The organism is Streptomyces sp. NBC_00637 (assembly GCF_045161545.1).
GTDB lineage: Bacteria > Actinomycetota > Actinomycetes > Streptomycetales > Streptomycetaceae > Streptomyces.
Genome location: NZ_CP109046.1, coordinates 4793969 through 4807519, shown reverse-complemented (window position 1 = coordinate 4807519; position 13551 = coordinate 4793969). Strand labels below are relative to the sequence as shown.

The following is a 13551-nucleotide window of genomic DNA, read 5'->3' as shown; positions in this document are numbered from 1 at the left end:
ACCTGGTGGGGTAAGGACACCGGCATGACCACCCCCACCACACGTATCCCCCACGCGTCACGCGTGCTTCCACTCACCGCCACCCTCCTCACCGGGACGGTCGCGCTCTACATGCTTCTGGTCGCCTTCGGGAACATCACCGACTTCGGCACGAACCAGCAGTTCGTGCGTCATGTGCTGGCGATGGACACGACGTTCAAGGACGACGACGTGATGTGGCGGGCGGTGACGAGCAAGGGGCTCCAGGACGCCGCCTATGTCGTGATCATCGCGTGGGAGACCGTCGCGGGAGTGGTACTGGCCGCCGGAACGTGGTTCTGGGCGCGGCGGGACCACATACGCGGTCGGGCGCTGTCGACGTACGGCCTGGTCATGCTGATGCTGCTGTTCGGCGCCGGGTTCATCGCGATCGGCGGGGAGTGGTTCGCGATGTGGCAGTCGGACACCTGGAACGGGCTGGACGCGGCGACCCGGGCGTTTCTGTTCGGCGGGGTGGTGCTGATCGTCAACCAGCTGCCGCCCGGGCGGGCGGGGGACGACGCGGGGGCGTGACGTCCGGGCGCACGGAACCCGGTCGCCCACGGCCTATTCGACGACCCTGACCTTCGTTCCCGTCTCGCCGAACGCCCACAGCGCCGTCCCGTCCGCCTTGGCCATCCGGATGCCGCCGGTCTGCGTGCCGGCGGCGGCCGGGGGCGGGGAGGACCCGTCGACGGCGTTGGAGAAGGCGATGTTGACGCCCGAGGTGGCGGAGAAGTAGACGATGTGCTCGATCGCCACGCCGTCGGAGCCCGTGGTGGCGTCCTTGCGGAGCGACACCGTGAAGCTGCCGACGGCCGGGTTCACCGTGCCGGGCCAGACCGTGAAGGTGCGGCGGGCCGTGTCGTCGGCGTCGACAAGCCAGACCCGGTGCTGCCCCAGCGAGTAGACGATCCGCCGACCGGTGCCCGAACTGCCGGGCACCTCGGCCGTCTTGGGCGTGGCCGACGGTTTCGGCGAGGCCGAGGGCCGCGCGCCCGCCGACGCCGAGGCGCTCGGGCGGTTCGCCGCCGACGCCGTCGGGTGCGGGCCCCGCTCGGCCTGTGTCGTCAGGAAGACGACCCCGGCGATCGCGCCGGCCGTCAGGCCGGTGACCCAGACCCAGGAGGGAAGCCGTCGGGCAGGCACGGGCACGCATCTCCTCAGCTACGGGACCCCTCCGGTCGGGGCCCGATCATCGTACTGCGAGGGGCCCGCCCCGCAGTCCCACCGTGGTGCCTCGGTGGCCCCTCAGCGATCCCTCGGTGGCCCTCGGTGGCCCTCGGCGGTGGCTCGGTCAGCCCGGTCAGCTCAGTCCAGTACCGGCAGCAGTTCCGGCAGGTGTCCGTCCGACGCCGTGGCCGCCCGCTGCCGCTCCTCCGGCACCTCGCCGTACAGCGTCGTCCGGGGCCTCGCCGCGCGGCCCGCCGCGTCCGCGACCGCGATCAAATCCTTGACGGACTTGTAGGAGCCGTACGACGAGCCCGCCATCCGCGAGATCGTCTCCTCCATCAGCGTCCCGCCCAGGTCGTTGGCGCCCGAGCGGAGCATCTCCGCGGCCCCCTCCGAGCCCAGCTTCACCCAGCTGGTCTGGATGTTGGGGATGTGCGGGTGCAGCAGCAGCCGGGCCATCGCCGTCACCGCCCGGTTGTCCCGCATGGTCGGGCCGGGGCGGGAGATGCCCGCCAGGTACACCGGCGCGTTCGTGTGGATGAAGGGGAGCGTGACGAACTCCGTGAAGCCGCCGGTCCGCTGCTGGATCCCGGCCAGGGTCCGCAGGTGGCCCAGCCAGTGCCGGGGCTGGTCGACATGGCCGTACATCATCGTCGAGGACGACCGGATCCCGACCTCGTGCGCCGTCGTGACGACCTCGATCCAGGTCGCCGTCGGCAACTTGCCCTTGGTCAGTACCCAGCGGACCTCGTCGTCCAGGATCTCGGCCGCCGTGCCGGGGATGGAGTCGAGCCCGGCCTCCTTCGCCGCCGTGAGCCACTCGCGGATCGACAGGCCGGTGCGGGTCGCGCCGTTCACGACCTCCATCGGCGAGAAGGCGTGCACATGCATGCCGGGGACCCGTTCCTTCACCGCCTTCGCGATGTCGAAGTAGGCGGTGCCGGGCAGGTCCGGGTGGATGCCGCCCTGCATGCAGACCTCCACCGCGCCCAGGTCCCAGGCCTGTTGGGCGCGGTCGGCCACCTGGTCGAGGGAGAGCGTGTACGCGTCGGCGTCGGTGCGGCGCTGCGCGAAGGCGCAGAAACGGCAGCCGGTGTAGCAGACGTTGGTGAAGTTGATGTTCCGCGTGACGATGTACGTGACGTCGTCGCCGACGGCCGAGCGGCGCACGTCGTCCGCGACGCGGGTCAGGGCGTCGAGGGCCGGGCCGTCCGCGTGGAGCAGGGCGAGGGCCTCGTCGTCGGTGAGCTTCGTCGGGTCGTCGGCGGCCGTCGCGAGGGCCTGGCGTACGTCGGTGTCGATGCGCTGCGGCACCATGCCGGGGGCGGCCGCCTCGCGCAGGGCGCCCCAGTCGCCGTACACCTCGTCGAAGTCGTCGCGGCGGTCGGAGGTCCGGCCGTCGGTGTCGATGGTGCGGTGCAGATCGGTGCGGCCGGACGGCACGAACACCTCCTCCGGCTCCTGCCAGGGGTGTCCCTCGACGACCGCGTCCGGCACCGCCAGTCCCGTCTCCGGGTCGGCCAGCGCGCGGACGTGCGGCAGCAGCCGCGGGTCCAGCCACGGCTCGCCGCGCCCGACGAACTCCGGGTACACGCACAGGCGTTCCCGCAGCTCGAAGCCGGCCGTCGCCGACTTCTCGGCGAGCTCGTCGATCTGCGGCCAGGGACGCTCGGGGTTGACGTGGTCGATGGTGAGCGGGGACACCCCGCCCCAGTCGTCGATCCCGGCCCCGATCAGCCGCTCGTACTCGCTGTCGACGAGGTTGGGCGGGGCCTGGAGGCAGGCGGCCGGGCCCATGATGTGGCGGGCCACGGCCACCGTCGCGACCAGTTCGTCGAGTTCCGCGTCCGGCATGCCGCGCATCGCCGTGTCCGGCTTGGCGCGGAAGTTCTGGATGATCAGCTCCTGGATGCCGTGGTAGGCGCGGGAGATCTTGCGGAGCGCGAACAGCGACTCGGCGCGCTCCTCGTACGTCTCGCCGATGCCGATCAGGATCCCGGAGGTGAACGGCACCGAGGAGCGGCCGGCGTCCTCCAGGACGCGGAGCCGGACGGCGGGCTCCTTGTCCGGGGAACCGTGGTGGGGGCCGCCGGGCTCGGACCACAGCCGGGTCGCGGTCGTCTCCAGCATCATGCCCATGCTGGGCGCGACGGGCTTCAGCCGCTGGAAGTCGGTCCACGACATGACACCCGGGTTGAGGTGCGGCAGCAGCCCGGTCTCCTCCAGGATGCGGATGGAGATGGCGCGGACGTAGGCGATGGTGTCGTCGTAGCCGTGCGCGTCGAGCCATTCCCTGGCCTCGGGCCACCGCTCCTCCGGCTTGTCGCCGAGGGTGATGAGGGCTTCCTTGCAGCCGAGGGCGGCACCGCGCCGGGCGATGTCGAGCACCTCGTCCGGCGACATGAACATCCCGTGTCCGGCCCGGCGCAGCTTGCCGGGCACGGTGACGAAGGTGCAGTAGTGGCACTTGTCACGGCACAGCCGGGTGAGCGGGATGAAGACGCTCTTCGAGTACGTGATGACACCGGGACGGCCGGCCGTCTCCAGGCCGGCGTCCCGCACCCGGGCGGCGGAGGCGGTGAGCTCCTCCAGCGCCGCGCCGCGCGCCTGGAGCAGCACGGCCGCCTCGCCGACGTCCAGGGCGACGCCGTCCCGAGCCCGTTTGAGCGCGCGACGCATGGAGTTCTCGGTGGGGCCGGGGGTCGGGCCGGGCTTCGGGCCGTGGCCGGTTCCGGAGCTCTCGGAAGTCGTCATCCACTGAGCATACGTTCGCACTGATCAGGCCCGGCGGAGAGCCCGAACCGTCCCCACGGCCGGTCGTCGCACGGTGTCACCGGCGCGCGGTCACGTACTCGCCGTACCCGTCGAGCAGGCTCAGCGCCTCCGCCTCCCCCACCGGCGGCAGCTGCACCACGACCTCCTCGATGCCCAGCTCGGCGTAGTACGCGAGCTTGCCGGGGGACGGGTGGACGGCGTACGGCACGACCTGGAGGGCGTCCGGTTCGCGGCCCGCGTCCGCCCACGCCGAGCGCAGCACGGGGAGCGCCTCGGAGAGGCCGCGGCCGCCGATCGGCAGCCACCCGTCGGCGTACTCGCTGATGTGTGAGAACAGCTTCGGCCCGGCGGAGCCGCCGACGAGGGTGCGGGGGCCGGTGACCGGGCCGCGCGGCTTCTGCACCGGCTTGGGGTAGGCCGTGCTGGCGCGGACGCTGCCGAACTCGCCCTCGTACGCCGTCGGTTCCTCCGCCCACAGGGCCTGCATCAGCCGCATCCGGTCCCGGACCAGCTCACGGCGGGTACGCCATTCGACGCCGTGGTCGGCGGCCTCCTCCACGTTCCAGCCGTAGCCGAGCCCGAGGGTGAGCCGGCCGCCCGACAGGTGGTCGACGGTGGCGATCTGCTTGGCGAGGTCGATCGGGTCGTGCTGGGCGACGAGCGTGATGCCGGTGCCGAGGCCCAGCGTCTCGGTCACCGCCGCCGCCTGGCCGAGGGCGACGAAGGGGTCGAGGGTGCGGCCGTACTCGCGGGGCAGGTCGCCGCCCGCGGGGTAGGGGCTGGTGCGCTCGACGGGGATGTGCGTGTGCTCGGGCAGATAGAGCCCGGCGAAGCCGCGCTGCTCCAGCTCACGGGCGAGGCGGGTGGGGGTGATCGTCTCGTCGGTGAGGAAGATCGTGACGGCGATGCGCATGGGGGGCCTTTCGCTGCGTACGGCTCTGTCGACGGCGTCGTCGCGGGTGACGCCCTCATCTCTACCGGCGGAACGATCGCCTGTCCATACCGACTGGTCGGCATCGACGTCGATTCGGCCTCGACATCGACATGGGGATCGGCTGCCGGCATCGACGTCTGCTTCGACACGGGCTCAGAACGCGCCGGGGGTGTCGAGCGGCCACCTGTCCGGCTCCGTCGGAGCCCTGTAGGCCATGGCCCGGTCGAGCTGTCTTCGCTGCCCGGCGTCGAGGGCGGCCTCGGCCGGGTGCGGCGGCAGACCGCGGCAGTACTGCGCGAACCGGTCCCGGCGTTCCGGCCACACGATCATCACCACCACGTGCAGGACCAGCGCGAACACCGCCCACACCAGCAGCACCAGGAACAGGGCGACCACGACCTCGACGGCGGACCCGGAGAACGCCCCGATCACGTACATGAGTTGGGCGGCGCACCAGCCCGCGAACAGTGCGGCGGTCAGGATCGCGGCGATCTGGAGGCGGTCCTCGGCATGCTCGGACCAACGCGGCCACCTGGCGTCCTCGGCCCGCAGGAAGGGGTCGCGCCGCGCACGGTGTCCGGAGTCCCCGCACAGCAGGTTCAGCGGCCACGGCCCGGCCCGGCCACGCAAGGTGGCCAGCACGGCGGCCGGTACCGGGTGCTCCGGTGTCAGGGCGGGATCGGCGCCCCTGCTGGTGACCACCGCCTGCCCGTCCTCCTCGATCCGGATCAGGCCGGCCCGCAGCAGTTCGGCGGCCCCGGCACGGTCCGCGCCGTGGAGACCGTCGACCGTGGCGGCCGCGTGGTACGGGTCGACGTCCACTCCGTCCAGACCCGCGACGACGGCCCGGTCGGCCCGGTCCGTCATCCACCACATCACCCCGAGCACGGCGTACACCCCACAGACGACCGCCGACACGGCCGCGAACAGGTCGAGTTGACTCACAGCGGGCTCCCTCTCGGACGGGGGCCGCCGACGCGGGGACGACGACGGGAACTCGGCGGATCAGTCCACTCGTCGGAGCTTCCCAACGGGCCGAACCGAAGCACGACCCCTCCCCGTTCGCATCGACTCGTGACATCTCCCTGCCCACCGACCGCCGCCCCTTCCCGCGGGCTTCTGGATGAACGCCCTTCCCGGCCGACGGAGGTCGGGGACGCGTCGGCGTCGGTCATCGGCTCGCCGTGTCGGTCCTGGCCGCCGGGAGGGTGGTGCCCGCCCGGCGGGCAGGGGTCAGCCGGCCACCTCGTACTGTCCGAACTCCAGGAAGTAGCGCAGTTGCTCCGGCGTTCCGTCGATGACCTTCTCGGCGGCCGCGCGCACGGCGGCGCTGGTCTTCGGGTCGGCCAGGATGCGGGCCACGGCGACACGGTCGTCCTCGGCCCGGGCCAGGCGGTAGCCGGTCTCCAGGAAGGCGCGCAGGGCCTCCGGGGTACCCGCGTCCAAGGCCTTGTTGGCCTCCCGGACGACCCCCTTGCCGGAGGACTTGTCCGCCAGAATGCGGCCGATGGCGACGGCGTCGTCCTCGGCCCGGGCGAGGCGGTAGCCGGTCTCCAGGAAGGCGCGCAGGGCCTCCGGGGTACCCGCGTCCAGGGCCTTGTTGGCCTCCCGGACGACCCCCTTGCCGGAGGACTTGTCCGCCAGAATGCGGCCGATGGCGACGGCGTCGTCCTCGGCCTGGGCGAGGCGGTAGCCGGTCTTCAGGAAGGTGCGCATGTCCTGCGCCGTGCCGTCGAGGGCCGCGCTCGCCTCGCGGAGGACACGAGTGCCGGAGTCGTCGTCCGCCAGGATGCGCGCGATCGCGATACGCAGCTCCTCGTCGGACATCTCGTCCACCGGCGTATCGGTCGTCACCACCGACGCCGTCGTGCTGGTCGCCGGGACCGTCGCCGCTGTGTTGGTGGCGAACGCCGGGGTGGTGAGGAGGAGGGCCGGGGTCAGGGCGGTGGCGGTGACGAGCAGGGCGGCGCGGTGCCGTCTCGGGGAGTTCATGGGGCTCATGGGTGGGTGCCTCCGTGGTCGGGCGGTCGGTACGAAGATCCTCGCCGCTCCGCGCCATCGATGTCATTGCCGGATGTCGGCACTCCTTGCCGGTTTTCGTTGCCGTACCCGCACCCGGCGGACCGCTCGCCGGGCAGCGCAACTCCCCTTGCGGGGACAGTGGTTACGTCGGAGGTAATCGCTTCGAGCCGTCCCGGCCGGTGATGATGGCAGCCTCGTCGCGTCAGTGGGACGCGGCTTGTGCAGGGAAGGGATCCACCGTGTCCTCAGCCACGCCGGCCACGTCGGCCACGCCCCTCACTCCTCGCGCCGTGGTCGGGGAACTGCTGCGCCGGATCGGCGAAGGGGACCCCGAGCACATCGCGGCGTTGTACGCCGAGCGGAGCGACTGGAAGCTGGACTGGCCTCAGGCCGAGCACGGGCGGGCCCGGAGTGCCACCCCGTGGATCCGTCGGCGGGCCACCCGTGCCGACGTGGCCGACCACTACCGCGAGCTCGCCGAACACCACGTGCCCGGGCAGGCGGCCACCGAGATCGAGCGCGTCCTCGTCGACGGCGAGGACGCGGTCGTGCTCGGCGAGATCCGTCAGACCGCCCGCTCCACCGGGCGGGCCTATCGCGCCCGGTTCGCGCTGCACCTCACGGTCGAGGACGGTCTCGTCACCCGGCACCACGTGTACGAGGACAGCCTCGCCGTCGCCCGGGCGTTCGGTTCGGAGCCGGACCGCACGACGTTTTAGACGATCGCCGTCTCCTCCTCCGCCAGGTCCGCTACCACCGCCGCGTGGTCCGAGGGCCAGACGCCGTCGACGGGGCCGAGGCCCGCCCGGCCGACGTGCCGGACGTGGCCCTCGCCGATCGGGCCGGGTGGACCCACGTGGATGTAGTCGATGCGGGCGGCGGGTTCCAGCAGGCGGGCCGCGTAGGGGTTCTCGGGGAGCCAGGTGGCGCCGGGGGCGGTCGGGTCGGCGTAGTCCCAGGCGTCGAGGAGGACCTGGCCGGGGACGGCCGGCGCGGTCCTCGTCCCGCCGAGGAGGCGCACCTCGTCGGAGTCCGGCCGGGCGTTGAGGTCACCCGTGACGACGGGCGGGAACGGCGTGCCGTGGCGGTGCCGGGCGACGAGTTCCGCGAGGGCGGTGACCTGGGCGCGGCGCACGGCCGAGGCGTGCGCGGCCGAGGTGAGGTGGGTGGTGAAGAACGGGATGTCGAAGGAGGGGGCGGCCACGCGCGCGTAGAGGGCCGCGCGGCCGTCGGCCAGGTCGGGGGGCGCGGGCAGCAGCAGCGTCTCCCGTTCCACCACCGGCCAGCGGCTCAGGACGGCGTTGCCGATGTCGACCGAGCCGGCGTCGGGGTCGGCGATCCGCCGGCGCCAGCGTTCGGGGGCCGGTGAGGGGGCCCAGGCGCAGTACAGGCCGAGTTCGTCGGCCAGCCACTCGGCGAGGTTTTCTGCGCCGGCCGCCCACACCTCCTGGAGGCCGACCACGTCGGGGTCCAGCTCGCGCAGGACGGCCAGGACGGCCTTCTGACGTTCCCGCCACGGGCCGAACCGCCACCACAGGTTCCAGGTCACCACTCGCACGTGCAGCCACCCGCTCTCGTCACGCCGACGGCGTCGGGGACCATTGAAGCAACAAACCCGTGCGCGAAGGAGCCCCCGGATCATGGCCCGTTCCAGCGACCTCCGTTTCCGCGCGACCACCGCCGTCCAGCGGTACGTCGCGAACCCGCTCATGCGCCGTCTGCCGTTCCACACCCTCCTGGAGACCACCGGCCGGGTCTCCGGCCTGCCCCGGCGCACCCCGCTGGGCGGCCGCCGGGTCGGCGACACGTTCTGGCTGGTCTCGGAGTTCGGGGAGCGGTCGCAGTACGTCCGCAACATCCGGGCCGATCCGCGGGTGCGGGTCCGTGTGGGCGGCCGGTGGCACTCCGGTACGGCCCACCTGATGCCCGACGACGACCCGGTGGCGCGCCTGCGCACCCTGCCCAAGGGCAACAGCGCGGCGGTTCGGGCTCTGGGGACGGGACTGCTCACCGTGCGGGTGGACCTGACGGACTGACGTCCGTCCTACGCTCGGCAGGACTGGCCGGGCAGGCCTAGCCCGGCCAGACGATCGACTGCACCTCGCTGTACGCGTGCAGCGCGTACGAGCCGACGTCCCGGCCGACGCCGCTGCGCTTGAAGCCGCCGAACGGGGCCTCCATGTTGCGGCCCACGGTGTTGATCCCCACGCCGCCGGCCCGCAGCTGCCTCGCCACCCGGAAGGCGCGGGCCACATCGGCCGACCAGACGTAGTCGATCAGGCCGTAGTCGCTGTCGTTGGCCAGGGCGATGCCCTCTTCCTCCTCGTCGAAGGGGACGACCGTGACCACCGGGCCGAAGATCTCCTCGCGCGCCACCCGCATGTCGTTCGTGCAGTCGGCGAGGAGCGTGGGGGCGACGTAGAAGCCCCGCTCCAGGGGCGGGCGTTCGCCGCCCGCGACGACCACCGCGCCTTCCTTGCGGCCGAGTTCGACGTACGCCTCGACCCGGTCCCGGTGGGCGGCCGAGATCACCGGGCCGACCACCGTGTCCCGCGCCCGGGGATCGCCCACGGTCAAGCGGCCCGCGTACGCGGCGAGTTGCTCCACCAGGCGGTCGTAGACCGGGCGCTGCGCAAGGACCCGCGTCGGGGCGGTGCAGATCTGGCCGCTGTAGAAGGAGAAGGTGGTGCCGATGCCGGCCACCGCCGAGGCGAGGTCCGCGTCGTCGAGGACGACCGCCGCGCCCTTTCCGCCCAGTTCCATCAGCTGGCGTCGCATGTCCCGGCCGCACACCTCGGCGATGCGCTGCCCGACGACCGTCGAGCCGGTGAAGCTCACCATGTCGACGTCCGGCGACGACACCGCCGTCTCGCCGATCCCGACGGCACGTCCGGAGACGACGTTCACGACCCCGCGCGGCACACCCGCCGCCTCCAGCGCCTCCGCCATCCGGTAGACGGACAGGGGGTCCTGCGGGGCCGGTTTCACGACCACGGTGTTGCCCATGGCGAGGGCGGGGGCGACCTTTCCGGCCGGGTTCGCCCACGGGTTGTTGTAGGAGGTGACGCAGGTGACGACGCCGACCGGCTGCCGTACGGCGACGGCGCCCATCACCCCCGCCCGCCCCATCGGCCCGGCCTCGTTGACCTGCGGCGGGATCGGCCACTCGGCGGGCTCCACGCGCGCGTAGCGCCGGAAGCGGGCCACCCCCACCCCGACCTGCATCCCGCGCGCGGTCCCGATCGTGGCGCCGGTCTCCGCCTGGGCCAGCTCGGCGTACGGCAGCAGCCGGGCGCGCATGATGTCGGCCGCCCGGGCGAGGATCGCGGCCCTTTCCTCGGGCGGGGTGCGCGACCAGGGCCCGAAAGCCTCCCGGGCCGCCGCGCAGGCGGCGCGCACCTGCTCCCGGGAGGCCTCCGGAGCCAGACCGACGGTCCCCTCGGTCGCCGGGTCGACGACCTCGTAGTGCCCGCCGTCGGGCTCCACCCAGGCGCCACCGACGAACAGTCTCTGCCCGTCGCCGCCGCCGTGGCCGCCGCCGCTGTCGTCGATCGCGTCGGTCACCTGGTGCTCACCGTCCTGGTGTCCCGGCCCGAGCGCAGCACCCGGCCCGGTACGGCGCCCGTCACGACGTCGTCCCGGATGGCCGCCACGCCGTTGACCCAGACCGCCCGTACGCCGATCGCCTTGGAGTCCAGCCGCGGACTGTCGCCCGGCAGGTCGTGCACCAGGGTGGCCTTGCCCGCGTCGATCCGCTCCGGATCGAACAGGACGAGGTCCGCGTGCCAGCCCTCCCGGATCCGGCCCCGTTCCCTCAGGCCGAAGAGCCGCGCCGGGTCGTCCGTCAGCATCTTCACCGCCTGTTCCAGGCCCGCCAGCTTGCGGCCGCGCAGACAGTCGCCGAGGAAGCGCGTGGTGTACGGCGCCCCGCACATCCGGTCCAGGTGCGCGCCCGCGTCGGAGCCGCCGAGCAGGACGTCCTCGTGGCTCCAGGTGTCCGCGCGCAGGGCCCAGGAGTCCGGGTCGTTGTCCGTCGGCATGGGCCACAGGACCGTACGCAGTTCGTCGGCGGCGCAGATCTCGACCAGGCAGGCGAAGGGGTCCAGGCCGCGTTCGGCGGCGATGTCGCGGACGACCCGCCCGGTGAGGCCCTCGTTGGCGGCGCTGTAGGTGTCGCCGATGACGTACCGCCCGAAGTTCACCAGCCGCCGGAAGACGCCCGCCTCCTTGGAGTTGGCCCGCCGCAGCAGCTCCGCCCGCACCTCCGGGTCCCGCAGCCGCTCGATCCGCTCCGGGACCGGCAGGCCGAGGACGGGCCCCCACCCCGGGATCAGGTTCAGCGCGCAGAACGTGCCCAGGGACATGTTCATCGGCGTGAGGATCGGCATGGTCAGCGCGACGACCCGGCCGCCGGCCTTCCGCGCCCGTTCGCTCGCCATGAGCTGCCGGGGCACGCGTTCCGGAACGGCCGCGTCGACGGTGAGGACGTTCCAGTTCAGAGGGCGTCCGGCGGCCGCGCTCATCTCCACGAACAGATCGATCTCGGCGTCGCTGAACTGGTCCAGGCAGCCCGCCACGATGGCCTCGATCTGGGTGCCCTCGTGTTCGCCGACGGCCCGGGACAGCGCGAGCAGCTCCTCCGGCCGGGCGTGCCGGGAGGCGACCGGCTGCCCGTCCCCGTCGGAGTGGGTCGAGGACTGTGTGGTGGAGAAGCCCCACGCGCCCGCGTCCATGGCCTCGTGCAGCAGCCGGACGATCTCGGCCAGCTGCTCCTCGCTGGGCTGCCCGCCCACCGCGTCCGCGCCCATCACGTACCGGCGCAGCGCGCAGTGCCCCACCATGAATCCGGCGTTGACGGCGATCCGCCCCTCCAGCGCGTCCAGGTACTCCCCGAAGCCGTGCCAGCTCCAGGGCGCCCCCTCCTCCAGCGCGACCAGGGACATGCCCTCCACCTTGGACATCATCCGGCGCGTGTAGTCGGCGTCCTCGGGGCGGTCCGGGTTCAGCGGCGCGAGGGTGAACCCGCAGTTCCCGGCCGCGACCGTGGTCACCCCGTGGTTCAGGGACGGGGTGGCGTACGGGTCCCAGAAGAGCTGGGCGTCGTAGTGGGTGTGCGGATCGACGAACCCGGGGGTCAGGACGAGGCCGTGGGCGTCCTCGGTCGTCCGCGCCTCCTCGGTGACCGACCCGACGACGGCGATCCGCCCGTCGCGGATACCGACGTCGGCGGTGAAAGCAGGCGCACCGGTCCCGTCGACGACGGTCGCGCCTTTGATGACGTGATCGAGCATGAGGGCTCCTTCTCGGTTCCGATGCGGTGGGCGCCCCGAAGGGGCGCGGGGCTGTGTCGATGTGCGGCTGCGCCGCGTGGGCGCGACCGGCCACGACGGACCCGCGGTCGCCCGGACCGCCCACCCCTCAGGGCGACGCGACGCCCGCGAGTCCGCTACAGCGGCTACGCGCCCTGGCGGAACCGCGTGGTCCGGTGGACGGGGTCCGTGTCGATCTTCGGGATCACATGCTCACCGATGAGCCGGATCGTCTGGAGCGTCTCCTCCTTCGGCACGCCGACCGGCAGTCCGAAGGACAGCTGGTCGGCCCCCGCCTGCTCCCACCGCTTGCACTGCCGGGTCACCTCGTCCGGGTCGCCGCAGATCAGCAGCTCCTCCTCGACGAGGAGTTCGACGAACTCGGCGTTGTACTCGGGCAGCGTCTCCGGCCAGACCGGGAAGCCCTCGGGCCGCGGGAAGGTGTCGTGGTACCGGAACACCAGCGAGGGCAGATAGTGCAGCCCGCCCTCGACGGCGATCCGGATCGCCTCGTCGTGTGTCGGCGCGCAGATCGCCGTCGTCGTCACCATCACGTTGTCGTTGACGAAGTCGCCGATCGGCTCGGCGTTCACCACGGCCGTCTTGTACTGCTCCAGCGCCCACTCCATGTCGGACACCTTCTGGATGCTGAAGCCCAGCACCCCGAGGCCCTTGCGGGCGGCCATCGCGTACGAGGGCGGTGAGCCGGCCGCGTACCACATCGCCGGGTGCGACTTCCCGTGCGGCTTCGGCAGGATCTTGCGCGGCGGCAGCTGCCAGTGCTTGCCCTGGAAGCCGACGTACTCGTCCTGGAGCCACATCTTCGGGAACTCGGCGATCGTCTCCTCCCAGATCTCCTTCGTGAAGTTCATGTCGGTGATGCCGGGGAGGAAGCCGAGGATCTCGTGCGAGCCGGCGCCGCGACCGCTGCCGAACTCGAAGCGGTTCTCGGTGAGATGGTCGAGCATGGCGACCTTCTCGGCGACCTTCACCGGGTGGTTGACCTGGGCGAGCGGGTTGAAGATGCCCGAGCCGAGGTGGATGCGGTCGGTCGCGTGGGCGAGGTAGCCGAGGAAGACGTCGTTGGCGGAGAGGTGCGAGTACTCCTCCAGGAAATGGTGCTCGGACGCCCAGGCGTACTTGAAGCCGGACTTGTCCGCCTGGATGACGTACTCGGTCTCCTCCATCAGCGCCTTGTGCTCGGCGAGCGGATCGGTCTCGGCGCGCTTGCCCACGTATCCCTGTACAAAGAGCCCGAATTCCACGGAGGTTCACCGTCCCGGTTCCTGGATCGCGATTAACTGACGGTTCGTCAGATTC

At 72.3% G+C, this 13551-nt stretch carries 12 protein-coding genes; 3 read left to right on the top strand and 9 right to left on the bottom strand.

Going from position 1 to position 13551, the window contains the following annotated elements; translation table 11 throughout:
* Positions 1–24 precede the first annotated feature (24 nt).
* A complete protein-coding gene (locus tag OG440_RS21145; protein ID WP_406008363.1) occupies positions 25–552 on the top strand; it encodes a DUF2165 domain-containing protein in 528 nt (175 codons plus the stop codon).
* A 33-nt stretch (positions 553–585) separates the two neighbouring features.
* Here the strand turns inward: OG440_RS21145 and OG440_RS21140 are convergent, their stop codons facing one another.
* From OG440_RS21140 to OG440_RS21120, 5 genes are all read right to left on the bottom strand, one after another.
* A complete protein-coding gene (locus OG440_RS21140) occupies positions 586–1173 on the bottom strand; it encodes a hypothetical protein (protein WP_406008362.1) in 588 nt (195 codons plus the stop codon).
* Positions 1174–1329: 156 nt separating this feature from the next.
* On the bottom strand, positions 1330–3945 hold the full coding sequence (locus OG440_RS21135; RefSeq protein ID WP_406008361.1) for a bifunctional FO biosynthesis protein CofGH: 2616 nt from the start codon (positions 3943–3945) through the stop codon (positions 1330–1332).
* 76 nt (positions 3946–4021) lie between these two features.
* Positions 4022–4879: an LLM class F420-dependent oxidoreductase gene (locus tag OG440_RS21130; protein WP_406008360.1), complete on the bottom strand. Its 858-nt coding sequence runs from the start codon at positions 4877–4879 to the stop codon at positions 4022–4024.
* Between the two features lie 174 nt (positions 4880–5053).
* Positions 5054–5845, bottom strand: a complete 792-nt coding sequence (locus tag OG440_RS21125) for a hypothetical protein (protein WP_406008359.1) — start codon at positions 5843–5845, stop codon at positions 5054–5056.
* 288 nt (positions 5846–6133) lie between these two features.
* The gene (locus OG440_RS21120) at positions 6134–6901 is read right to left on the bottom strand and encodes an ALF repeat-containing protein (RefSeq protein WP_406008358.1); all 768 of its coding nucleotides are present in this window, start codon (positions 6899–6901) and stop codon (positions 6134–6136) included.
* A gap of 260 nt (positions 6902–7161) precedes the next feature.
* On the opposite strand from OG440_RS21120, the gene OG440_RS21115 reads away from it, so the two are divergent.
* Complete coding sequence (locus OG440_RS21115) at positions 7162–7641, top strand: nuclear transport factor 2 family protein (protein WP_406008357.1); 480 nt, start codon at positions 7162–7164, stop codon at positions 7639–7641.
* Here the strand turns inward: OG440_RS21115 and OG440_RS21110 are convergent.
* Positions 7638–8480, bottom strand: coding sequence for an endonuclease/exonuclease/phosphatase family protein (locus OG440_RS21110; protein ID WP_406008356.1), 843 nt, complete (start codon positions 8478–8480; stop codon positions 7638–7640). The genes OG440_RS21115 and OG440_RS21110 overlap by 4 nt on opposite strands.
* Before the next feature lie 82 nt (positions 8481–8562).
* Here OG440_RS21110 and OG440_RS21105 point away from each other — a divergent pair, with 82 nt between their 5' ends.
* Positions 8563–8958 carry a nitroreductase/quinone reductase family protein gene (locus OG440_RS21105; RefSeq protein WP_406008355.1) on the top strand — a complete coding sequence of 132 codons (396 nt, stop codon included), beginning with the start codon at positions 8563–8565 and terminating at the stop codon, positions 8956–8958.
* Between the two features lie 37 nt (positions 8959–8995).
* On the opposite strand, the gene OG440_RS21100 is transcribed toward OG440_RS21105, so the two are convergent.
* The 3 genes from OG440_RS21100 to OG440_RS21090 all read right to left on the bottom strand — a co-directional run bounded on the left by OG440_RS21100 (position 8996) and on the right by OG440_RS21090 (position 13496).
* On the bottom strand, positions 8996–10486 hold the full coding sequence (locus OG440_RS21100; protein WP_406008354.1) for an aldehyde dehydrogenase family protein: 1491 nt from the start codon (positions 10484–10486) through the stop codon (positions 8996–8998).
* Complete coding sequence (locus OG440_RS21095) at positions 10483–12213, bottom strand: amidohydrolase family protein (protein ID WP_406008353.1); 1731 nt, start codon at positions 12211–12213, stop codon at positions 10483–10485. The genes OG440_RS21100 and OG440_RS21095 overlap by 4 nt, the downstream gene beginning before the upstream one ends.
* Before the next feature lie 164 nt (positions 12214–12377).
* Positions 12378–13496 carry an LLM class flavin-dependent oxidoreductase gene (locus tag OG440_RS21090; RefSeq protein ID WP_406008352.1) on the bottom strand — a complete coding sequence of 373 codons (1119 nt, stop codon included), beginning with the start codon at positions 13494–13496 and terminating at the stop codon, positions 12378–12380.
* Between the last annotated feature and the right edge of the window lie 55 nt (positions 13497–13551).